This window comes from Stenotrophomonas sepilia, from assembly GCF_003244875.1.
Taxonomy (GTDB): domain Bacteria; phylum Pseudomonadota; class Gammaproteobacteria; order Xanthomonadales; family Xanthomonadaceae; genus Stenotrophomonas; species Stenotrophomonas sepilia.
Genome location: NZ_LXXZ01000013.1, coordinates 120,189 through 141,896, shown reverse-complemented (window position 1 = coordinate 141,896; position 21,708 = coordinate 120,189). Strand labels below are relative to the sequence as shown.

General features: G+C 66.7%; 17 protein-coding genes and 1 pseudogene. 7 read left to right on the top strand and 11 right to left on the bottom strand.

Annotated features, from left to right (window positions below; translation table 11 throughout):
• Window positions 1-133: pseudogene (locus A7X97_RS01650) on the top strand (ferritin-like domain-containing protein); the annotation flags it as partial.
• Window positions 134-197: 64 nt separating this feature from the next.
• On the opposite strand, the gene A7X97_RS01645 reads toward A7X97_RS01650, so the two are convergent.
• Window positions 198-1,655 carry a DUF2235 domain-containing protein gene (locus tag A7X97_RS01645; RefSeq protein WP_111007534.1) on the bottom strand — a complete coding sequence of 486 codons (1,458 nt, stop codon included), beginning with the start codon at window positions 1,653-1,655 and terminating at the stop codon, window positions 198-200.
• Between the two features lie 225 nt (window positions 1,656-1,880).
• Here A7X97_RS01645 and A7X97_RS01640 point away from each other — a divergent pair, with 225 nt between their 5' ends.
• Window positions 1,881-3,134, top strand: coding sequence for a M12 family metallo-peptidase (locus A7X97_RS01640; RefSeq protein WP_111007533.1), 1,254 nt, complete (start codon window positions 1,881-1,883; stop codon window positions 3,132-3,134).
• A gap of 54 nt (window positions 3,135-3,188) precedes the next feature.
• Here A7X97_RS01640 and lpxH read toward each other — a convergent pair whose 3' ends face one another.
• From lpxH to A7X97_RS01595, 9 genes are all read right to left on the bottom strand, one after another.
• A complete protein-coding gene (lpxH, locus tag A7X97_RS01635; protein WP_072169156.1) occupies window positions 3,189-3,935 on the bottom strand; it encodes a UDP-2,3-diacylglucosamine diphosphatase in 747 nt (248 codons plus the stop codon).
• A 93-nt stretch (window positions 3,936-4,028) separates the two neighbouring features.
• The gene (locus A7X97_RS01630) at window positions 4,029-4,568 is read right to left on the bottom strand and encodes a phosphatase PAP2 family protein (protein WP_065185789.1); all 540 of its coding nucleotides are present in this window, start codon (window positions 4,566-4,568) and stop codon (window positions 4,029-4,031) included.
• Window positions 4,549-5,694: a glycosyltransferase family 4 protein gene (locus tag A7X97_RS01625; protein WP_111007532.1), complete on the bottom strand. Its 1,146-nt coding sequence runs from the start codon at window positions 5,692-5,694 to the stop codon at window positions 4,549-4,551. The genes A7X97_RS01630 and A7X97_RS01625 overlap by 20 nt, the downstream gene beginning before the upstream one ends.
• A 170-nt stretch (window positions 5,695-5,864) precedes the next feature.
• Window positions 5,865-8,789 carry a TonB-dependent receptor domain-containing protein gene (locus A7X97_RS01620; protein ID WP_111007531.1) on the bottom strand — a complete coding sequence of 975 codons (2,925 nt, stop codon included), beginning with the start codon at window positions 8,787-8,789 and terminating at the stop codon, window positions 5,865-5,867.
• A 319-nt stretch (window positions 8,790-9,108) separates the two neighbouring features.
• Window positions 9,109-10,635, bottom strand: coding sequence for an exopolyphosphatase (ppx, locus tag A7X97_RS01615; RefSeq protein WP_005415458.1), 1,527 nt, complete (start codon window positions 10,633-10,635; stop codon window positions 9,109-9,111).
• Window positions 10,636-10,804: 169 nt separating this feature from the next.
• Window positions 10,805-12,892: a polyphosphate kinase 1 gene (ppk1, locus tag A7X97_RS01610; protein ID WP_053500783.1), complete on the bottom strand. Its 2,088-nt coding sequence runs from the start codon at window positions 12,890-12,892 to the stop codon at window positions 10,805-10,807.
• Between the two features lie 4 nt (window positions 12,893-12,896).
• Window positions 12,897-14,228: a phosphate regulon sensor histidine kinase PhoR gene (phoR, locus tag A7X97_RS01605; RefSeq protein ID WP_061479944.1), complete on the bottom strand. Its 1,332-nt coding sequence runs from the start codon at window positions 14,226-14,228 to the stop codon at window positions 12,897-12,899.
• Between the two features lie 106 nt (window positions 14,229-14,334).
• On the bottom strand, window positions 14,335-15,024 hold the full coding sequence (gene phoB / locus A7X97_RS01600; protein WP_005408258.1) for a phosphate regulon transcriptional regulator PhoB: 690 nt from the start codon (window positions 15,022-15,024) through the stop codon (window positions 14,335-14,337).
• 116 nt (window positions 15,025-15,140) lie between these two features.
• Window positions 15,141-16,787 (bottom strand): M48 family metalloprotease, encoded by a 1,647-nt coding sequence (locus A7X97_RS01595; RefSeq protein WP_065197179.1) that lies wholly within the window; start codon window positions 16,785-16,787, stop codon window positions 15,141-15,143.
• 142 nt (window positions 16,788-16,929) lie between these two features.
• Between A7X97_RS01595 and grxC the strand changes: the two genes are divergently transcribed.
• The 5 genes from grxC to A7X97_RS01570 all read left to right on the top strand — a co-directional run bounded on the left by grxC (window position 16,930) and on the right by A7X97_RS01570 (window position 20,857).
• Window positions 16,930-17,220: a glutaredoxin 3 gene (gene grxC / locus A7X97_RS01590; protein WP_004154541.1), complete on the top strand. Its 291-nt coding sequence runs from the start codon at window positions 16,930-16,932 to the stop codon at window positions 17,218-17,220.
• Window positions 17,217-17,609 (top strand): carboxymuconolactone decarboxylase family protein, encoded by a 393-nt coding sequence (locus tag A7X97_RS01585; RefSeq protein WP_004154542.1) that lies wholly within the window; start codon window positions 17,217-17,219, stop codon window positions 17,607-17,609. The genes grxC and A7X97_RS01585 overlap by 4 nt, the downstream gene beginning before the upstream one ends.
• A gap of 322 nt (window positions 17,610-17,931) precedes the next feature.
• Window positions 17,932-18,936 (top strand): isocitrate dehydrogenase, encoded by a 1,005-nt coding sequence (locus A7X97_RS01580; RefSeq protein WP_012479261.1) that lies wholly within the window; start codon window positions 17,932-17,934, stop codon window positions 18,934-18,936.
• A 206-nt stretch (window positions 18,937-19,142) separates the two neighbouring features.
• Window positions 19,143-19,886 carry a cysteine hydrolase family protein gene (locus A7X97_RS01575; RefSeq protein ID WP_088496165.1) on the top strand — a complete coding sequence of 248 codons (744 nt, stop codon included), beginning with the start codon at window positions 19,143-19,145 and terminating at the stop codon, window positions 19,884-19,886.
• 53 nt (window positions 19,887-19,939) lie between these two features.
• The gene (locus tag A7X97_RS01570; protein WP_072168269.1) at window positions 19,940-20,857 is read left to right on the top strand and encodes a LysR family transcriptional regulator; all 918 of its coding nucleotides are present in this window, start codon (window positions 19,940-19,942) and stop codon (window positions 20,855-20,857) included.
• Between the two features lie 81 nt (window positions 20,858-20,938).
• Here A7X97_RS01570 and A7X97_RS01565 read toward each other — a convergent pair whose 3' ends face one another.
• The gene (locus A7X97_RS01565; protein ID WP_072168268.1) at window positions 20,939-21,697 is read right to left on the bottom strand and encodes a Bax inhibitor-1/YccA family protein; all 759 of its coding nucleotides are present in this window, start codon (window positions 21,695-21,697) and stop codon (window positions 20,939-20,941) included.
• Window positions 21,698-21,708 lie beyond the last annotated feature (11 nt).

Sequence of the window (21,708 nt, the reverse complement as noted above, 5' to 3'; positions counted from 1 at the left end):
AAGACAGCGTTTCAAGGAGCTGCTGGTGGAGTACGCCGGCGGCTACCTGCACGGGCCGTTCAACATGGAAGCGCGCCTGCTGGCCGGATTCGATGCGGACGAACTCGCCAACCTGGTCGAGCAGGCCGGTTGAAGAAAAGGGGACGGAGGGATCAAGTCGTTTGTGCCAAAACGACTTGATCCCTCCGTCCCCTTTTTCATGCGTTCGGCAGTACCACGCGCTTGCCATCCACCGTTGGCCGGTTGATGTAGAACAGGCCGGGGCCCGGCCGGTACGGCAGCTCGCTGACGCCGGCGTCGGCAGCGTAGGTCAGTGCGGTGTCGCCCAGCGCGTCGAAGTTCCAGTGCGCCGACTGCATCAGGTAACGCCGTCGCAACAGCGCCTCCTGCGTTTGCGTCAGTGGCTGTCCGGCCACCAGTCGTCGTGCGATCGGTTGCAGGGCCGACGGCAGTTCCCAGTCGGGGACTGCGTTGGCATTGGCCGTCCATTGCACGCCGGCATCGATGGCATGCTGCTGCATCACCTGAAGCGCGATCAGCTGGTAGCGCCAGTCGATGCGCCGGCGCAACACCACGGCCGCCGTCACGTACAGCACCGGTGACAGCACTACGCTGCGGCTGCCGGCGCGACGCTGTTGCTGCCACTGGTGCCAGACATCCACCCAGACTTCCTTTTCGTCCAGGCCCAACTGCTGCCGCCAGCGCTCGGCGTCGGCCTGTGCCTCGGCGTAGGCCGTGGTCGCCTGCAGGATCGCCAGCGGTGGCGTCTGGTACTCGGCCACGCTCGGGCGGCGCAGCAGCTGCCGGCGCGGGCGACTGAGCAGCTTGGGCCCTTCTTCGAGCTGGTTGTAGCCGCCGCCGATGTTGGCGTGTACGCCGGGCAGGGCGATCTCGGTGAACGTTGGCGCCACGCTGGTCAATGGATAGTGCTGGCGATGCTCGTCACGCGCGCTCAGTTGCAGCACCTGCCTGGCAACGCCTGCATGCAGCGCGAGATGAGGTTGTTCGTCGGTGCGGCCACCGCTGACCGCAACCACCGTGTCGAACAGGCCGATGAAGCGCAGCGGCGGAGCGGCCGGGGCGAAGTCCGTTGTGCAGGACAGGCCAGCGGCCTGCAACAGCTGCCGCCAGCGGGTGCGATCCCAGGCCTGCAACTGGTTGGCCACATCGCGCGCGGCGGCCGCACCCCGTGAAAAGCCGAACAGATCCAGCTGCACGCCACGCAGTGGTCGCTGCCAGCGCGTAGCGAGTGCACCCAGTGCTGCCGGCAGCAGCACCTGCAGCGCGCGTCGCACTTTGGCGCGCACACCGCTGGCGCCAATGCCGAACGCCAGTCCGATCAGGTCGTCGTCGGCGTCATCGCGGGTACCGACACCTTCCACGTAGATCGACAGCGAGGGGGCCGCCGATGTCCCGCTGCGGCTGTCCGGGTACAGCTGCTGCAGGCGGGCGATGTTGGTCAGGCCATTGTCGTAGCTGCTGGTCAACCGGCTCTGGTAGGTCGAATCGTCATCCGCACGCAGCTGCGCCGGGCGCGGTTGCGGCAGCTGGGGCCTGCCACGGGCCAGGTTGTGTGCGTTGTTGCGGGTGCCATCGAAGAACAGCCCGATCCGCAGCAAGCCGACCTCTTCGTCCGTGTCCTGCGATGGTGCCATGTGCATTCCCCGTCGTGGCTGCGTCACGGTAGCGCGAAAGCGGTGTCTTGGCGACGTGTAGTAACGCTTTTGACCTTACTTAACCCAGATGCGGTCGATCACAAATCCTGATTTTCACTTCTCTCGCCTATTGAATTCACACGACCCGCGCAGGCCATATGACCAGACCCGGCAAACCGGGTCGTGCTGCATCAACGCTGTTCACATCATTCAAGGAGCGACGCAATGTTGTCCAGATCGATTGGCAAAGCGGCAGGTGGCCTGGTGTTGGGTTTGTCGGTGGCAGCGGTCGCACATGCGGCACCGTTGTTCGAGCCGGTGACGGTCATCAGCCGCGCATCGGCAAACAGCGAGCCCGCGCTGGGCAAGCTGCTGGCCACCCCGTCCACGGCGACGGTACAGGAAGTGCGTGTCGATGCAGCAGCTACTGCACAACCGCAGCTGGAATTCGAACTGCTCGGCCGGCGGGTGCAGGCGGTGCGCAGCAAGGTCGAAGCACTGCCCGATGGCGGCAGCATCTGGTACGGCCAGTTCCGTTCGCCCTCGGACAAACTGACCGCGGCCACCTCCAACGGCCAGGACGACCCCGGCAATTCGCTGATCCTGGTGCGCTCGGGCGACACCGTCACCGGCTCGATCCGCAAGGATGGAAAGCTGTATCGCCTGCGCCCGTTGGGCAACCGCCACGTGCTGGTGGAAGTGGATGAATCGCGGATGCCGGCCGACCATCCGGCCGACTACAACCAGCTGCCGAAGATCCCGATGGGCAACAACGATCGCATCGGCATCGCGCAGGCATCGTCCGGTACGCCGGCGACCATCCGTGTGCTGGTGGTGGCGACCAATGCCGCCGTCGCCGCCTATGGCGGCAACATGCAGTCGCTGGTCCAGCTGGCGGTGGCCGAGTCCAACCAGGGCTACGGCAACAGCAACGTCGGCCTGACGCTGCAACTGGCCGGTTACGAGACCACCAGCTACAGCGAGTCTGGCAACTTCACCACCGACCTGTCGCGTTTCCGTGGCACCAGCGACGGCTACATGGACAGCATCCACACCAGCCGCAACACCACCGCGGCCGATGTCGGCGTGCTGCTGATCAACAACAGTGCCTACTGCGGCCTGGCCTCGGGGATCGGCTCGACCGCGTCGACGGCGTTCGCGGCGGTGTACTGGGATTGCGCGACCGGCTACTACTCATTCGCGCATGAGATCGGCCACCTGCAGAGCGCGCGGCATGACATCGCCACCGACCCGAGCACATCGCCCTACGCCTATGGCCACGGCTACCGCTATGAGCCGTCCAGCGGCACCGGCTGGCGCACGATCATGGCCTATAACTGCACCCGCAGCTGCCCGCGCCTGAACTACTGGTCCAACCCGAACATCAGCTACAACGGCATCCCGATGGGCAATGCCAGTACCGCTGACAACCAGCGCGTGCTGGTCAACACCAAGGCCACCATCGCGGCCTTCCGCTGAGTCTGTACTGTCCGCGGCCGCCTTGTGCGGCCGCGGATTTCCTGCCGGCGGGAATTACCCGCGGGGCAGGGTATCCAGCGACCAGCCATTGGCATCCACGCGCAGCACCGAGCCCTGTTCGTACCAGTCGCCGAGCACGATGCGGGTGCGGTCGCGGCCGCCGGCCTGCAGCGTATGGATGGCCGGGCGGTGGGTATGGCCATGGATCATGGTGTCCACGCCGTGGCGGACGAAGGTTGCATCGACTTCGGACGGGGCGACGTCGGTGACGGTCTCAAACTGCGCGCGATCGCCCTGCTTCATTTCCGACTGGCGGGCCTGGCTCGCCTCGCGCGCCTTCTGCGCGAAGGCGATGCGTGCGGCCAGCGGCTGCGACAGGAACTGCGCCTGGAACACCGGGTCGCGGGTCTGCGCACGGAACTGCTGGTAGGGGATGTCATCGGTGCACAGCAGGTCACCATGCTGCAGCAGCACCGGGCGGCCGTACAGCTCGATCACGCACGGGTCGGGCAGGATGCGCAGGCCGGCACGGCGCGCATAGTCCTCGCCAAGCAGGAAATCGCGGTTGCCGCGGATGAAGTACACGGGCACGCCGCTGTCGGACAGCACCTTCAACGCATCGGCCACCGCATCGGCGGCCGGAGAGGGCGTGTCGTCGCCGATCCAGGCCTCGAACAGGTCGCCGAGAATGTACAGCGCATCGGCGCCGGGCGCCTGCTCGCGCAGGAAGCGCAGGAACAGGTCGGTGATCTCCGGACGGCTGGGGTCCAGGTGCAGGTCGGATATGAACAACGTGGTCATGCCTGCATTCTAGGCCATCAATGATGATGGTAGCGCCGCGGGAGTCGCGCGGTCGGATCGCATTTCCGGCGGAAAAGCGATCTGATCCCTGGGCTACACCGGCAGCGGCAGCCAGGTCAGGCTGGCCGAAGCCAGCAGGACGGCGATGCCCGTGGCAGCGAGCACGTCGGAAGGATAGTGCAGGCCCAGCACCACCCGCGACAGCGCGACACCGAGGGTGAACGGTACCAGCAAGGGTGCCAGCCAGGGGTAATAGGCTAGTGCGACGATGGTGAACGACACTGCGTGCAGGGTGTGCCCGGAGGGGAAGCTGAATTCGTCCAACGGTGCCACCCAGGCGCGGATGCGAAGATCGGCCGCGTAAGGCCGCGGACGCCGCGTCCAGCGCTTGAGGCCCTTGTACAGCAGCAATGCGGCCAGGCCGGTGGCGGCCATGTGCACCGAGGCGCGCAGGCCATCGAAACCATCCAGCACCACCAGCGCAGCCATCAGCACATACCAGAACACGCCATCGCCGAGACGGCTGATGGCCGAGAACAGGCGGCGCACGCGGCGGCGCCGGCAGTAGTGGTTCGCCCGCCGGCACAAGCGCGCCTCGCGCCCTGCCAGCAGTTCAAGCGGCGTGGTGCGCATGGCCGCTCCTCCGCGACTGCGCAAGCTCGGCCAGCAACGCATCGAACTCGGCCACCACCTGCTGTGGATGCAATCGCTTCATCGCACGTGAGGCATTGCCGCCCAGTTCGTGGCGTTTCGCGTCATCGGCGGCCAGTTGCACGGCGGCCTCGATGAACTGCTCGTCGCTGTCCACCGCTGCGCCGTTCTCGCCGTTGCGCAGGTACTCACGCGCGGCGCCGTAGTCGAAGGCCACGGTGGCCACACCGCTGGCCATGCTTTCCAGAGTCACGTTGCCGAATGTCTCGCTGCGGCTGGGGAACAGGAACAGATCGCCGCTGGCGAAGTGGCGGGCCAGCGCATCGCCGCGCTGGATGCCACAGAAGATGAAATCGGGATTTTCATGTGCCAGCTTCTCGCGGGCCGGGCCGTCACCCACCCATACAAAGCGTGCCTTGGGCCGGATCTGCTGCAGGCGGCGGAATGCCTTCACCGCCAGGCCGAGGTTCTTTTCGGCAGCAATGCGGCCGACATGGATCGCCACCAGGCCGTTGCCATCCACGCCCCATTCCTCGCGCAGTGCAGGGTCGCGCCGGCCTGGATCGAACTGCTGGCTGTCCACCGCACGGGCCAGCAGGCGCACGCGTTCGAAGCCCTGTTCGCCGAGGAACTGCTGTAGTTCGCGGGTCGGCACCAGGGTAGCGTCCGCCTGGTTGTGGAAGCGGCGCATCCAGCGCATGGCCGCGGCCTGCAGCCATGCCACGCCATAGTCGGGCAAGTACTCGTCGAAGCGGGTGTGGAAGCCGCTGGCCACCGGAATGCCGAGGCGACGTGCGGCACGCAGTGCCGACCAGCCGAGTGGACCTTCTGTGGCGATGTAGACCGCATCCGGACGCTGATTCTGCCAATGGCGGCCCAGCCGGATCGGGGCTGGCAGGCCGAAGCGCAGGCCGGGGTAGCGGGGCAGGGCAGCGCCGGGAACCAGCAGGGTGCCGGGTGCCGAATCCAGCGCTTCGGTGGACTGGCGGGGGCGGACGAGGTCGATCTCGTGTCCGGCTGCACGCAGACCCTGCTCCAGGCCCTGTACGGTGAGGGCGACGCCGTTGACTTCCGGCGGATAGGTCTCGGTGACGATGGCATAGCGCATGGCGGGCCTCCCGGTTTCCGGCATGCTCGGGCCTGGCGATGTAGCCGACATGACCGCTTTGCGACCGTCAGATGACGGGGGCGCCGGCCACCGAAGGGGCGCTGCGGCCAACAAAAAACCACGGCCCCGAAGGGCCGTGGTCCTGGTGCTTCATGTCACAGCGCGATGGATCAGAAGCGCTGCTGGTACTTCATGTAGACGAAGCGGCCGATGTCGTAGCCACCGTAGTACGAGAAGGCCGAGTTCGGCTTGCTGTACATGATCGGGCCGGTCTTTTCGAACACGTTGTTGGCACCGACCGACACGGTGGCATCCCACGGCAGCGAGTAACGCACCTGCACGTCGTGGAAGGTGACCGCACCACGCTCGTTGTAGTTGCGGGCGCCCTTGTACCACGGTGCATACACACCCGGATCCGAGCATTCGTCCGGGTACAGCGCGATGTTCGAGCAGGTTTCCTTCACGCCCGAGTAGTAACGCGCGGTCCAGCTCGCGCCGAAGTTGCCCCGCTCGTAGCCCAGCACCAGGTTGGAACGGACGCGGAAGGCGCTGCCGATGCCGTTGGTGACGATCGGAACGATCGAGTTGTCGTTGGAGGTGCGGTAGGTCGCACTGGACACGTAGGTGGTGGCCGAGTTCACGTTGAACTTGCCGAACCGGGTGTCCAGACGGTAGCTCACGTCCAGGTCGTAGCCTTCGGTTTCCATGAAGCCCGCGTTGCGGTTGCCGAACTTCAGGTTGGTCACGATGCCGGTCACCGGGTCACGCTGGAAGCGCGAGCAGCGCGCTTCGATGCCCGACTCGTAGCAGTCCTGCAGGATCTGGGTCGGCGTGTCGGCGATGATCGTGTTGTCGATGCGGATCTTCCACCAGTCCAGCGAGGCGTTGAAGCCCTGGATGAAGCTCGGGCTCCAGACCAGGCCCAGGGTCTTGCTGGTCGAGGTTTCCGGCGTCAGCAGCGGGTTGGACCCGGAGGTGAACGGCACCGGGGTTGCGTCCGTCGACGTGTTCACCGGGGTGCCGCCCTGGCGCAGCTGGCGGAAGGTATTCGCATTGGCGATGTCGCGTGCGCAACGTGCACGGACTTCGGCGCTGGAGGCCGAGGAACCGAAACGGGTGTCGCACGGATCGCTGAACTGCGCGAAGGTCTCCGAACCACCACCGAACAGGTCGCTGATGGTCGGTGCACGGAAGCCCTCGGCCCAGGTGCCACGCACCATCAGCGAGTCGATCGGCTTCCACTTGAAGCCGAACTTGCTGTTGAGCGTGTTGCCGAAGGTGTTGTAGTCCGAGAAGCGGGTTGCGCCATTGAAGCTCAGTTCCTTCGCGCCCGGCAGGTCGGCCAGCACCGGAACGTTCACTTCCAGGTAGGCCTCGTTGACGGTGTAGTCACCGCCGGTCGGGCCTGCGGCCAGGTTGGTGGTAGCGCCGGTCTGGGCCAGGGCATCCGGGGTGTACTTGCCTTCTTCCTTGCGGCTTTCCACGCCGAAGGCGAAGCCGAGATCGCCAGCCGGCAGGGTCACGATGCTGCCAGCGATGTTGGCAAAGAAGTTCTTGGAGGTGGTGCGGCCCTTGGTGATCTCTTCCGGGAACAGCCACGCCTGCAGTTCTTCGTTGCCGTACAGGCCATCGGCAGCCGTCGTGCCATACGGCACCAACGGGTTCCACGGCTTGCACACGTCATAGGAGATCGGTGCAGCTGCAGTACCGCACTGTACCTTGCCGGTGGCGGCGTTGTAGAACGACGGGCCGACGCCGCCGGCGACGCGACCCTTGTGCAGGTTGCCGGTGGCCACCGATTCCAGCTCATTGCGGTTGTACTGGTAGCCCACTTCCCAGTCGAAGTAGCGGCTGCCGATCTCGAACGAACCGTCGAACGACGCCACCGCGCGGTAGGTCTTCAGCTCGCTGGTGGTCACGCGCGGCACTTCCCAGGTGCGGCGGTTCCAGGCCACGGCGGTCGGGTTGGCGTAACCGTGCTGGCGGCCGAACGGGTTGAAGTAGCTGTTGATCGACATCGAGCCGACACCGGCGGTGCTCGACTGCAGCGGATAGCCCGCGATCTGGCGGGTGGACTCACGCTTGTTGTAGCCCAGCTCGGTGCGGAAGTTGACGCTGTCGGTGATCTTGAAGCGGCCGTCGAAATAGACCGAGTCGCGCTTGACCGGATACATCACATGCATCTGGTCGTTGGCGTTGCTCACGTCACCGGTGAAAGGCGTGGTATCGGTGAGGTGGTAATTGGCCGGGTTGGTGGGATCCGCGCCGCGGTTGAGGGAATAGCCGCAACCCGCAGTGGCGGTACAGCCCGGGCCGCGCAGACCCGTGAACTGGCCGTACTGGCTGATCGTGGTCCAGTTGCTGCTGTCGTAAGGATGGCGATCGGTCATGCCGTACTTGCTGAAGCCGCGATCGCGCGCCCACACGCCCTTCTCTTCGGCATGCTCGGCCGACAGGGTCAACGACACGCGCTCATTGCTCCAGCCGGCGACCACGTCGAAGCGGTCGCGTGCACCGTCGCCCTGGCTGTACTGGCCGTGGTAGACGTTGGCAGTCACACCAGTGACATTGGAACGGGTGATGATGTTCACCACACCGGCCATGGCGTCGGAGCCATAGATCGCAGAGGCGCCGTCCTTCAGCACCTCGATGCGTTCCACGGCGGACACCGGCAGCGTGGAGATGTCCTGGTAGCCGGACGTGCTGATGCCCAGGCGCTTGCCGTTGACCAGCACCAGGGTGCGCTGGGTGCCCAGGTTGCGCATGTCGATGTAGGTGCCGCCCGCGTTCTCGCCTGCGGTCAGCGCATTGGCGCGGCTGATGGTCGGGCTGCCCATCGCGGTGACGTTCTGCAGGATGTCGGCAACCGAGCTGAACCCCTGCTTTTCGATGTCGTTGCGGCTGATCGCGAACACCGGCTGTGCGGTTTCCACGTCCACCTGGCGGATGCGCGAGCCGGTGATCTCGATGCGGTCGAGGTTGGTCGGGTTGGCGTTGCTGCCTTCCTGGGCAAACGCGGGCAGCGCTGCCAGCGCTGCAGTGGTAGCCAGGGCGTAGCGGATGGCCTGCCCCAGTGCGGTGGTGCGTGAAGTCATGGCGAGCTCTCTCTCTCTCAGGTCGTGCACAGGACGCCAAAGGGGGCGTCGAAGGAGCCAGCAGGGTCGATGACCGAGCCGGTGACCCGATAGTAGTCTCGTTAGTTAATGCTCTGTAAAGAGTTCGTATCCATTCATGTCACGCGGCCGCGCCAGCCTTCACAAAACGTGAACAAAAGCAGGCGCTTACGTGATGGCAGCGATGGCCCACAGCGCGCCGTTGTGGTGCGGAGCAGCACAAAAAACCGCCAGACTGCGCAAAGTGGGAGTGGGAAATGCGTCACCTCGGTTGTCCTGTGGACAACAGCGGACAGCGTATTCAGGCCACGAACGGACGGAACTGGATGCCCAGCCCGGCGATGCCATCGGTCTCGCCGATCAGGTCCGCGCGCAGCAGCGGGCGGGCATCGATGAAGGCCTGCGGCACGATCAGCGACAGCCGGTTGTCGTCGGCGGTCAGTTCCAGTGCCGGCAGCGGATCGTCTTCGTGGGCGCGATTGAGCAGCACCGCCAGCCGCAGCAGGGCCGCCAGCCGGCGTGCGGTCAGCAGCAGTCGCTCGGGCAGGGCGTCGAAGGCGGTCTTGGTCACGCTGCGGCGGTGGCTGCGCACCAGAGCCGCCAGCATCTGCTGCTCCTGGCGCGAGAAGCCGGCGATATCCGAGTGTTCCAGCACATAGCTGCCATGCACGTGGTAGCCGCTGTGCGCGATCATCAGGCCCAGCTCGTGCAGGCGCGCGGCCCAGCCGAGCATGCGCGCATCGTCGGCATCGAGCCTCCAGCGCTCCTGCACCTGTTCCAGCAGGGACAGCGCGGTGTCCTGCACGCGCTCGGCCTGGACGGTATCGATACCGTAGCGCTGGCTGAGAGCAGCCACCGATTCGTCACGCAGGTCGTTCTCGCCGGCGCGGCCGACGATGTCATACAGGATGCCTTCGCGCATCGCCGCCTTGCTGACCAGCAGCTTCTGCAGGCCCAGCGCCTGGAAGGCCGCTTCCAGCACCAGGATGCCGCCGGCGATGATCGGGCGGCGGTCGCTGGACAGCCCCGGCAGCTGGATGTCGTCGATCTTCTTGGCCTTCAGCAGTTCATCGCGCAGCTGCGGCAGGGCCTCGGCGGTGATGGCGCCCTTGCTCAGCTTCATCGTCGCGCAGATCTCGCTGATCGCCTTGTGCGTGCCCGAAGAGCCCAACGCTTCCTGCCAGCCCAGCGCGCGGTACTTGCTGGCGAAAGGCTGGAACTCGCGGCCAATCTCGGCCAGCGCGTCCTTCCAGCGCTTCTTGCTCAGCTTGCCGCCGGGGAAAAAGCGCCGGGTGCTGGCGATGCAGCCGGCCTGCAGGCTTTCGCGCTCCAGGGTCTGCATGCCCATGCCGATGATGAACTCGGTGGAGCCACCGCCGATGTCGATCACCAGCCGGCGCTGCCCGGGCTTGGGCGGTTGCGCGTGGGCCACGCCCAGGTAGATCAGGCGCGCTTCTTCGCGCCCGCTGACCACTTCGATGGCATGCCCCAGTGCGGTCTCGGCCGGTACCAGGAACGACTGCGGCGAGCGCAGCTGGCGCACGGTGTTGGTGGCCAGCGCGCGCACCCGGTGCGGCGGCACATTGCGGATGCGCTGGCCGAAGCGGGCCAGGCATTCCAGTGCACGTTGGCGTGCAGCGGAAGAGAGACCACCTTTGCCATCCAGGCCATCGGCCATGCGCACCGTCTCGCGCAGGCGGTCGATCACCCGCAGCTGGCCGAGCGTATAGCGCGCGATGACCATGTGGAAACTGTTGGAGCCAAGGTCGATGGCGGCCAGCAGGTCGCCATCCTGCAATGCGGGCGGAGTCGTGGTGGTATGCGGCATGGACGAATGTTAGCCGAAGGGGCGGTGTGCTCGTCACCGCGCGGCCTTCACATTTTGGAAGAGGGCGTGCCGCAGGACTGCAAGGGGTCAGATCCCTTTCCCGCAGGAAAGGGATCTGACCCCGTGGCGATCGAACCCCGACCAGCGGTCGGGATCTACCGGGGCAGGGTCAGAGCCCCTGCATCAACGCCATCTGCGCCGAATGCGGGGCTTCGTCGTGGGCTGGGGCACGCTTGTGGTAGATGCCGTGCGCGTCCAGTTCCCAGGCGTTGAGGTTGTCGTCAAGGTAGTTCTGCAGGACTTCGCGGTAGACCCGCTTGGCCAGTTCCGGATCGAGGATCGGGAAGCAGGTCTCGACCCGGCGCAGCAGGTTGCGTTCCAGCCAGTCCGCGCTGGCGCAGTACATTTCCGGTGCGCCGTCGTTGCCGAACCAGTAGACGCGGCTGTGTTCCAGGAAGCGGCCGACGATCGAGCGCACGCGGATGTTGTCCGAGATGCCCGGCACGCCCGGTCGCAGCGTGCAGGCGCCGCGGATGATCAGGTCGATCTGCACGCCGGCCTGCGACGCGGCGTACAGCGCGCGCACCACCTGCGGTTCGTTCAGTGCGTTCATCTTGGCGATGATCCGCGCCGGGCGGCCAGCGGCGGCGATGCGCGTCTCGCGCTCGATGCGGCCGAGGATGCCGGTGTGCAGGGTGAAGGGCGACTGCAGCAGGCGCTTGAGCTTCATCTTCGACGCCAGCCCGGACAGCTGCTGGAACAGCAGGTGCACGTCATTGCCGATGTCCGCATCGGCGGTGATCAGGCTGATGTCGGTATACGCGCGGGCGGTGCCGCTGTGGTAGTTGCCGGTACCCAGGTGCACGTAGCGGCGCAGCTTGCGGCCCTCGCGGCGCACGATCAGCAGCATCTTGGCGTGGGTCTTGTAGCCGACCACGCCGTACACCACCTGCACGCCGGCTTCCTGCAGGCGATCGGCCAGGCCGAGGTTGGCTTCTTCGTCGAAGCGGGCGCGCAGTTCGACCACCACGGTCACGTCCTTGCCGTTACGCGCGGCCTGGATCAGCGCATCGACGATCAGTGAGTCCTTGCCGGTGCGGTACAGGGTCTGCTTGATCGCCAGCACGTTCGGATCGATTGCCGCCTGCCGGATCAGGTCCAGCACTGCGGTGAAGGCGTCGAATGGGTGGTGCAGCAGCAGGTCCTGGCGCGCCACCGTCTCGAAGATGCCGTCACTGTCGCGCAGCGTGCGCGGGGTCATCGGCGGGTATTTCAGGTCCGGTTGCGCGATCAGGTCGTACAGCTGGATGATGCGGTTGAGGTTGACCGGGCCATCGATGCGGTACACCGCGTTCTCGGTCAGGCCGAAATTCTGCAGCAGGGTCCGCACGATCTCGCGCGGCATGTCGTGCGCGATCTCCAGCCGCACCGCTGGCCGGTAGCCGCGGTCGACCAGTTCGTCGCGTAGTGCCAGCGCCAGGTTCTCCACTTCCTCCTCGTCCACCACCAGCTCGGAATTGCGGGTGACGCGGAACTGGTAGGCGCCCTGGACTTCCATGCCCGGGAACAGCTCATCGACGAAGGTCGACAGCACCGACGAGAGGAACACGAAGTTCTGGGGCCCGCCGAGCTTTTCCGGCAGCTGGATGATGCGCGGCAGTGAGCGCGGCGCACGCACGATGGCCAGGTGGCCGGCGCGGCCGAACGCATCGGTGCCCTTGAGCACCACCACGATGTTCAGCGACTTGTTGAGGATCTTCGGGAACGGGTGCACCGGGTCCAGGCCCAGTGGCGACAGCACCGGCATGATCTCGTTGCGGAAGTAGGCGCGCAGCCAGCGCTTCTGGCGGTCGGTCCAGGAGTGGCGGCCGAGCACGCCGATGCCGGCCTCCATCAGCGCCGGCCGCAGCGTCTCGTTCCAGCAGCGGTACTGCTGGTCCACCAGTTCGGCGGCGCGGTCATGGATGGCGCTCAGGATGGCCTGCGGGCTCATCCCGTCCGGTGCGGGTGGCAGGCCGTACTCCTGCGCGTGGCGCACGGCGGCGGCGCGGATCTCGAAGAACTCGTCGAGGTTGGTGCAGGAGATGCACATGAAGCGCAGGCGCTCCAGCAGCGGCACCTGCGGGTCCATCGCCTGGGCCAGCACGCGGAAGTTGAAATCCAGCTGTGACAGTTCGCGATTGATGTACAGCGCCGGGTCACGCAACGGATCGTTGTCCGGGCTCACGGGGAGGGGGAGGGATCCGAGGCTGCTCATGGCGTCATTCTTCGATGGAGGTCAGGGGGGCGGACTCGCGCGGGCGCACGTGGTCGGCATCGAAATGGCAGGAGAACACCGAGCCCTTGCCGACTTCGCTTTCAATTTCCAGCCGTGCGTGGTGCAGGCCGAGGATGTGCTTGACGATGGACAGGCCCAGGCCGGTACCACCGCTTTCGCGCGAGCGGCTGCTGGAGACACGGTAGAAGCGTTCGGTCAGGCGCGGCAGGTGGGTGGCCGGGATGCCGTAGCCGGAGTCACGCACCGCCAGCACCGCACCGTCGCCCTCGCGGCGGAACTCCACCGCGATGCGGCCACCGGCCGGCGTATAGCGCACCGCATTGGTGACCAGGTTGGAGAAGGCGCTGTGCAGCTCCTTGGTCGAGCCCTGAAGGTCAACGCCGGCCAGGTCGTCGATGCTGATCTGGTGGCGGCCCTGGCTGTGCGCTTCGGCTTCGCGGCGCAGGGTGGCCAGCATCGGCTGCATGGCCACGGTCTCGTCCTCGCTGTGTTCCTGCGATTCGAGGCGCGACAGGGTCAGCAGGTCTTCCACCAGCTGGGCCATGCGCTGGCTCTGCTTGCGCATTTCTTCCAGCATCGGTCCGGTTCCCGGGAAATCCTCCGGGTCCATCATGTCCAGATAGCCGTGGACCACGGTGAGCGGCGTGCGCAGCTCGTGTGAAACGTTGGCGACGAAATCCCGCCGCACCTGCTCCAGGCGCAGCAGCTTGCTGACGTCACGCGCGATCAGCAGCCAGTAGTCCGACGAATAGGGAATCAGGCGCAGGTTCAGGCGGATCGCCGGATCGACCGGCGAGGGTACGTCCAGGATGGGCTCGGCATTGCGGCCACCGGCCAGCCAGTGCGCCAGCGGCATCGGCTGCAGGCGCTCGACCAGGGCCTCGCCAAGGTCGCCGGGATGGTGCAGGCCGAGCAGGGCGGTAGCCGCTTCGTTGAACCACTGCACGCGCTGGCTGTTGCGATCCAGCACGACGACAGCATCGGGCAGCGCGGCGGCGGCGGCGCGGTAGCTGCGCAGCATGTCCAGCAGGCGGCGCTTGCGCACGCGCATTTCCACCTGGTTGCGGTACAGCAGGCGGTCCAGTTCGTTCCAGACGCCGGTGCCTTCTTCGGCGGTGTCCCAGCGCTGGCGAGCGGTCAGCCGGCGCAGAACGCTGCGCAGGCGCCAGTAATGCCAGGCCAGGGTCGCCAGCGCGCCCAGTGCGATGCACAACCACAGATGGCCCGTGAACCACCCCACCAGTCCGGCGAACAGCAGCACCGCGGCAACGGTGGCCAGGGTCTTCAACCAGGCAGAGCGGATGTGGCGGGGCATTGCGATCTCGTCGTTGAGGTGCGGCGGTTCACTGGGGTGAACCGAGGGTTATAGCAGAGTTGCCGGCACCGGCACCTGCAGGTGCGCGGTGCCGGCACGACGAGACTCAGGTGGCGGTGGAGAAGCGGTAGCCGGCGCCGCGCACGGTCTGCACCATGTTCTCGGCGTTGAACGGCTCCAGCGTCTTGCGCAGGCGGCGGATATGCACGTCGATGGTGCGTTCCTCCACGTAAACGCTGCCGCCCCACACATGGTCCAGCAGCTGCGCGCGGGTGTAGACGCGCTCCGGGTGGGTCATGAAGAAATGCAGCAGGCGGTATTCGGTCGGGCCGATCGGCACCGGCTGGTCGTTGGCGAACACGCGATGGGCGGCGCCGTCGATACGGATCGGGCCGACGGCTACGCTGCCGTCCTCGTCATCTTCGCGGGCGCGGCGCATGACCGCGCGGATGCGGGCCAGCAGTTCGCGTGCCGAGAACGGCTTGACCACATAGTCATCGACACCGGCCTCGAGGCCACCGACGCGATCGTTCTCCTCGCCGCGGGCGGTCAGCATGATGATCGGCACTTCGCGGGTCAGCGTTTCCTTGCGCCAGCGACGGGCCAGGTCCAAGCCGCTGGTGCCGGGCAGCATCCAGTCCAGCAGGATCAGGTCGGGAACGCGATCGGCGATCGCGGTCTGGGCCTCCCGGGCATCGCCGGCGTGGACCGGTTCGTAATCGCCCTTGCGAAGGGCGAAGGCGACCATTTCACGGATCGCGGGCTCGTCATCGACGATCAGGATGCGTTTCTGCACGAGGACACCGTAGGGCTCGGTTACTGGAGTGGTGCCAGTAGACTACGGTTTGATGACATGTTTGTGACTACCCGGCCGGAACCGGCCTGGATTGCCATCGGCCGGTCATGCGGTGCTCAGCGACGGTCCAGATCCGGGTCCTGCACGCCCTGCCGGCGCAGTTCCAGCACCGTCGGGGTGATCGATTCGATGCGCGCGTCAACCCGCGCGCGGCCGATGTAATCCAGCGCCGGGTTGCGCTTGAGCGCCTGCAGCTGCATCAGCGCCTGTTCTGGCCGCCCGCTGAGGAAGGCGGCCTCGGCATAGGCCTCGCTGGCGCGCACGCTGTCGCCAGCCAACTCACTGGCGCGGGCGAAACGCTGCTGGAAGACCGGATCGTTACCACTTTGCGACAGCAGGGGGCGCAGCATCGCCTGCGCACGCTGGCCGGCTTCGCGGCTGCCTTGTTCGTTCAGGATCTCGGCATAGGTCAGTGCCACCGGGCGGCTGTTGGGGTGTTCGCGCAACAATTGCTCGAAGCGGCTGTTGGCCTGGGCCGCCTGGCCTGCGCGTGACTCCGCCTCGCCCAGGCCCAGCGCCAGCCACAGGTTGCCGGGGTGGGTCTGCAGCAGGCCGGCCAGGGTCTGCCGGGCCTGGCCGGCACCGGCACGGCCACCGCGCATCACCGCCAGCGCCTGGCCGTAGCGCTGCGCATCGTTGAGGCCGTCCTTCTGCCGCTTGGCCAGGTCGGCGTACTCGCGCTCCAGCTCGGGGGTGGAGTCCGCGCTGAGCACGCGCAGGCGCTCACGCGCCCACTCGAAGTCACCGCTGGCGCCACGGTTGAGCTGGCCGATCGGCAGGCGCAGCACACTGCCGGGCAGCAGCGGATTGTTGCCGCGCAGCAGCGGCTCGCCCAGGCTGGGATCGGCCGGGTCCACCCGCTCCTTGCGCTCGCCGGTGGGCGTGCTGGTGGTGAGCAGCACCGTATCCTTCTTCATCTGCTGGGCGCGGGACTTGGCCTCGCTGATGCGGGTGATGTTGACCGGGTGGGTGCGCAGGAACTCGGGCACGCTGTAGCCGCCTTCGTTGCCGCGCATGGCTGCCGACATCCGCTCGAAGAAGCCGGCCATGGCATCCACGTCGTAGCCGCTGCGCGACAGGGTGCGGATGCCGAGGCGGTCGGCCTCGGACTCGTTGGAGCGGGTGTAGTTGATCTGCCGCTGCTGCATCAGGCCCATGCCGGAGCTGATCGCCGCCATCGTCGCGTTGCCGGACGACGTGCTGTTGCTGGCCTGGGCGGCCACTACCGCCGCCAGCATGCCCAGCAGGATCGGGATCTGGTCGCGCTGGGCGCGCTCGACACCGCGCAGCACGTGCTGCTGGGTGACGTGGGCGATTTCGTGGGACAGCACCGCAGCGACCTCGTCCTCGCGCTCGGCGGTCAGCACCAGTCCGGCATTGACCCCGATGTAGCCGCCCAGCGTGGCGAACGCGTTGATCTGGCGGTCGTTCATCACGAAGAAGGTGTACGGCTGCCGCGGCTGGTCACTGTTGGAGCCGAGCCGGGTACCCATGGTCTGCAGCCAGTCGTTGACCAGCGGATCTTCCAGCAGGTAGCCGTAGTTGCGCAGCTCGCGCAGCATCATCGCGCCGTACTCGGCCTGGCGGGCCGGGGTCAGCAGCTCGCCGGCCGAAGAGCCGATGTCGGGCAGCTTCTCCTGGGCCTGGGCCAGCGGCATGGCCAGGGCCAGGGTGACGGCGGTAGTCAGCAGCAGGGCTCGCAAGCAGAAGGTCCTCGGGCGGGGCGCGCCAAGCGTGGCAGGGCGGGGGGCAACCATTCGTTAATCCACAGTGTTGCGGCCGTGGCGTGGAAATTCCAGCGCACCGGTACCATATGTAGACCGTCGATCCATCGTGGAGTTTCCCGTGACAGCCCAGACCGCCGGCGGTGCCCCCGCCATCACCATCTATTCCACTGCCGTCTGCCCGTACTGCGTGGCCGCCAAGAACTTCCTGAAGAGCAAGGGCCAGCAGTGGACCGAGGTCCGCATCGACCTGGACCCGGCCGAGCGCGAGAAGATGATGGCGCTGACCCGCCGCACCAGCGTGCCGCAGATCTTCGTCGGCGACGTCCATGTCGGCGGCTACGACGACATGATGGCCCTGCACCGTGAAGGCAAGCTCGAGCCGCTGCTGGCCGGGCAGGGCCAGGCATGAGCGCGGCCGACGACGGCAGCAAGGACCGCATCGCCGAGTTCACCGAGTTCCGCAAGCGCATGAACGAGCGCATCCTGGGCGAACCGAACCAGGTGGTGCGCCGCTTCTTCGCGCTGGATACGCAGACCTACCAGGCCGGCGCGCTGGACGTGAAGACCAAGGAGCTGCTGGGCCTGGTGGCCTCGATGGTGCTGCGCTGCGACGACTGCATCAGCTACCACGTGGCCCAGTGCAAGGACGCCGGGGTGACCCGTGAGGAGTTCTTCGAGACCTTCTCGGTCGGCCTGGTGGTAGGCGGCTCCATCGTGATCCCGCACCTGCGCCGCGCGGTCGACTTCCTCGACCAGCTCGAAGGCGGCGCCGCCGCGCCAGCCGCGCACGAGCACTGAGGGTCGTGCCGGCCAGCGGCCGGCATCCCCTGAACCCGACATGGCCGGGGTTGCCGGCCAGCGGCCGGCACTACCGGGCCCTCGAGGGGGCCTGTCCCGCGATCCAACAGCCCAGGAGCCCCTTCTTGTTGAAGGGGCGCGCCGACAGGGCGGGGGTAGAGGGGCGATGCGCGGGCAATTCTGCCTGAGCCGGGGACTGGGACCATGGTCTATTTGGGACCTCGGCCCCGGCTCAGGCATAATTGCCGGTGAAACTTCCTTTGCGCCGGCGTTTCCGGGCACGTCCGGACGGCGTTTTTCCCCCTGTTCGGAACATCGATCAATGACGCAGAAAATTACGGTCATCCGCGGCGACGGCATTGGCCCGGAAATCATGGACGCCACCCTGTTCGTGCTCGACCAGCTCAAGACTGGCCTGGAGTACGAAGACGCCGACGCCGGCCTGGTGGCCCTGGAAAAGCACGGCGACCTGATGCCGGCGGTGACCCTGGAATCGATCGCGCGCAACAAGGTCGCGCTGAAGAGCCCGCTGACCACCCCGGTCGGTGGTGGCTTCACCTCGATCAACGTCAGCCTGCGCCGCCACTTCGACCTGTACGCCAACGTGCGCCCGGCCCACACCTTCCCGAACACCAAGTCGCGTTTCGACAACGTCGACCTGATCACCGTCCGTGAGAACACCGAAGGTGCCTACCTGGCCGAAGGCCAGGAAGTGTCGGCCGACGGCGAGACCGCCTTCTCCGGCACCCGCATCACCCGCAAGGGCTCCGAGCGCATCGTGCGCTACGCCTTCGAGCTGGCCAAGAGCACCGGCCGCAAGAAGGTCACCGCCGTGCACAAGGCCAACATCATCAAGTCGACCTCGGGCCTGTTCCTGAATGTCGCCCGTGAAGTGGCCGCGCAGTACCCGGACATCGAGTTCCAGGAAATGATCGTCGACAACTGCTGCATGCAGCTGGTGATGCGCCCGGAACAGTTCGATGTGATCGTCACCACGAACCTGTTCGGCGACATCATCTCCGACCTGTGCGCCGGCCTGGTCGGCGGCCTGGGCCTGGCTCCGGGCGCCAACATCGGCAAGGATGCGGCGATCTTCGAAGCCGTGCACGGCACCGCGCCGGACATCGCCGGCCAGGGCAAGGCCAATCCGTGCGCGCTGCTGCTGGCGGCCGCGCAGATGCTGGACCACATCGGCCAGCCGGAAAACGCCGAGCGCCTGCGCAAGGCCATCGTGGCGACCATGGAAGCCAAGGATTCGCTGACCGGCGACCTGGGGGGCACCGGCACCACCATGAGCTTTGCCAAGGCCATTGCCAGCCGCCTGTAAGCGGCCGGCCGACCTCGGTCGGACGCACAGCGGGGCGCCTTCGGGCGCCCCGTTGCGTTTTTCCGCCTCTGTAGAGTCGAGCATGGCTCGACTCCACAGAAGCGGTCTGTGCTGATATCGCACAGATCATGTGCTGTTTCACGGCTGGTTCGTGCGCCATCCGCTCCGCATCCTGTGCCCACTTTCCACTGCACAGGAGTCGCTCCATGAATCTCACCGCCTTCGGCCTGGCCAGCTTGCTCGGCATGACCGCCACCATCCCGGTTGCTGCTGCCGAGCCGGCCCATGCCACCATCCGCCATATGGCGGGTGCGCCGGTCGCGACCTCGCTGGATGCGGCGAAGACTGCCGTGCTGGTGATCGACTTCCAGAACGAGTACTTCGATGCCAGGGCCGTACCGGGCTTTGCGGGTGGCCGCATGGTCATTCCCGATGGCGTGGCCGCACTGCGTCAGGCCAGGCGGGTAGTCGAATTCGCCGATGCCCACGGCATCCGCGTGATCCATGTCCAGCACGTGCTGCCGGCCGGCGCACCCCTGTTCGCGCAGGGCAGCGTCAATGCCGCCTTCCATCGCGACCTGCAGCCGCGCCAGGGCGAGACCGTGGTGCAGAAGGACAATGTCAGCGTGTTCGCCGGCGCGTCCGCAGCCGTGCTCGACCCGATGCTGAAGAATGCCGGTATCGATACCCTGATCGTCACTGGCCTGCAGACCCATGCCTGTGTGGCCGGTGCCGCGCGCGACGCAGCGGCCGCCCCACGTGGCTACCGGGTGATCGTCTCGTCCGATGCCAGCGCCAGCCGTGATCTGGATCTGGCCGGCGGCCGTCGCATCGATCATCGCGCGCTGCATGAGGCCTCGCTGGCGCAGATCGAAGACGCCTTCGGCGACGTCATGAGCACCGACGCGATCCTGGCGCTGCCGGTACGCAAGGCCGGTGACGGCGCTTGATAAGCTGGCGGGGCCCGCATGCCGTGGGCCCCGCCACGTGGAGCTGCCCGCCGATGGATCACTTCGCCGCCCTGCGCGCGCTGCGCGCCATCGTTGACGCGGGCAGTTTCACCGCGGCCGCCGAGCGCCTGGGGACCACCCACTCGGCGATGTCGCGGCAGCTGCGGCAGCTGGAAGAACACCTGCAGGTACGCCTGCTCGATCGCAACAGCCGTCGGCTGTCGTTGACCGAGGCCGGGCGCGATTACTACCGCGAGGCGGCAACGCTGCTGGACCGCCTGCAGGAGGCGGACGATCGTGCCCGCGCCGGGCAGGCGCAACCCAGTGGCAGGGTGCGGATCAGCGTGCCGCAGGTAGTGGCCAGCCAGGAACTGCCGCATTGGCTGCCCTCGTTCCTGCAGCGTTACCCGCAGGTCACGCTGGACCTGTCGGCGGATGATCAGGTGGTGGATGTGGTCGGTGGTGGCTTTGACCTGGCGCTGCGCATTGCAGCTTCATTGCCGGACAGCCAGCTGGTCGCGCGCGAGCTGGCCAGCTGCCCGCGCATCCTGGTCGCCGCACCGGCCTACCTGGCCCGGCATGGCCTGCCGCGGCAGGCTGCGGATCTGGAGCAGCACACGCTGCTGGGTTTCAGTCCCACCCCATCAATGCCGCCCTGGCAGTTACAGGGGCCGCGCGGCGCCTGCGTGAGCGTTGAAGCCGGGCAGCGCCTGCGTGTGGATGCCACGCCTGCGCTGTACGCCGCCGCGCTGGCCGGAATGGGCATCAGCCTGTTCACCGCGTTGACCGTGCAGGAGGACCTGCGCGCCGGTCGTCTGATCCGCGTGCTGCCGGCCTGGCATGCCGGCCAGCGGCGCTACTTCGCGTTGTACCCGCATGCACGTGCGCTCGCGCCCAAGGTGCGCGCGCTGGTCGAGCACCTTGCGGCGCACTACGCTGCACAGGCTGGCGTGGCTGGCGTGGCTGGCTAGCCGGGAAATGCAGCAGCCACGCGTTACAAAGAGAAAAGGGCGCCCCGAAGGCGCCCTTTGTCGTTTATGGCTCTGTCCGGTTCAGCGCTGCTGGATCTTCGACAGCAGGCGCAGGAACTCCACATACAGCCAGACCAGGGTCACCATCAGGCCGAATGCGCCATACCACTCCATGTACTTCGGCGCGCGCTGGGCGACGCCGGACTCGATGAAATCGAAGTCCAGCACCAGGTTCAGCGCGGCCACGACCACCACGAACAGGCTGAAGGCAATGCCCAGCCAGCTGGAGTCGTGGATCACCGGCACGTTGATGTTGAAGAAGCCCAGTACGAACGAGGCCAGGTAGAGCAGGGCGATGCCGCCGGTGGCGGCGACCACGCCCATCTTGAAGTTCTCGGTGGCCTTGATCAGGCCGCTGCGGTATGCGAACAGCAGGGCGGCCAGGGTGCCGAAGGTCAGCAGCACCGCCTGGAACACGATGCCCGGATACTTCATGTTGAACAGGGCCGACACGGCGCCCAGGAACAGGCCTTCGACCAGCGCGTACATCGGCGCGGTGACCGGCGACCATTCCTTCTTGAAGATGGTGATCAGTGCCAGCACCAGGCCGCCAATCGCGCCGCCGATGGCGTACAGGCTCGCGCTGCCGGAAATCTGGCCGTACTCGTCGACCGCCTGGCTCCAGGCGAACGCCGCGGTCAGCACGGTCAACAGCAGCAGGATGCCGGTCTTGTTGGCGGTGCCATTGAGGGTCATGACCTGGTCGGGGCTGGTCACTACCGAGCCACTGGCGAGGTCGAGGAAAGTCGACTCGGAAAGAGCCGGGTTGCCGCTGCGCATGCGTGTTCTCC

Excerpts from the sequence above, each read along its gene's own strand:
- A7X97_RS01580 (WP_012479261.1), top strand. The coding sequence starts at position 17,932 with ATGACGCAGAAAATTACGGTCATCCGCGGCGACGGCATTGGCCCGGAA.
- A7X97_RS01640 (WP_111007533.1), top strand. The coding sequence starts at position 1,881 with ATGTTGTCCAGATCGATTGGCAAAGCGGCAGGTGGCCTGGTGTTGGGT.
- A7X97_RS01565 (WP_072168268.1), bottom strand. The coding sequence starts at position 21,697 with ATGCGCAGCGGCAACCCGGCTCTTTCCGAGTCGACTTTCCTCGACCTC.
- ppk1 (WP_053500783.1), bottom strand. The coding sequence starts at position 12,892 with ATGAGCAGCCTCGGATCCCTCCCCCTCCCCGTGAGCCCGGACAACGAT.
- phoR (WP_061479944.1), bottom strand. The coding sequence starts at position 14,228 with ATGCCCCGCCACATCCGCTCTGCCTGGTTGAAGACCCTGGCCACCGTT.
- A7X97_RS01645 (WP_111007534.1), bottom strand. The coding sequence starts at position 1,655 with ATGGCACCATCGCAGGACACGGACGAAGAGGTCGGCTTGCTGCGGATC.
- A7X97_RS01630 (WP_065185789.1), bottom strand. The coding sequence starts at position 4,568 with ATGCGCACCACGCCGCTTGAACTGCTGGCAGGGCGCGAGGCGCGCTTG.
- A7X97_RS01575 (WP_088496165.1), top strand. The coding sequence starts at position 19,143 with ATGAATCTCACCGCCTTCGGCCTGGCCAGCTTGCTCGGCATGACCGCC.
- A7X97_RS01625 (WP_111007532.1), bottom strand. The coding sequence starts at position 5,694 with ATGCGCTATGCCATCGTCACCGAGACCTATCCGCCGGAAGTCAACGGC.
- A7X97_RS01620 (WP_111007531.1), bottom strand. The coding sequence starts at position 8,789 with ATGACTTCACGCACCACCGCACTGGGGCAGGCCATCCGCTACGCCCTG.
- A7X97_RS01585 (WP_004154542.1), top strand. The coding sequence starts at position 17,217 with ATGAGCGCGGCCGACGACGGCAGCAAGGACCGCATCGCCGAGTTCACC.
- lpxH (WP_072169156.1), bottom strand. The coding sequence starts at position 3,935 with ATGACCACGTTGTTCATATCCGACCTGCACCTGGACCCCAGCCGTCCG.
- ppx (WP_005415458.1), bottom strand. The coding sequence starts at position 10,635 with ATGCCGCATACCACCACGACTCCGCCCGCATTGCAGGATGGCGACCTG.
- A7X97_RS01570 (WP_072168269.1), top strand. The coding sequence starts at position 19,940 with ATGGATCACTTCGCCGCCCTGCGCGCGCTGCGCGCCATCGTTGACGCG.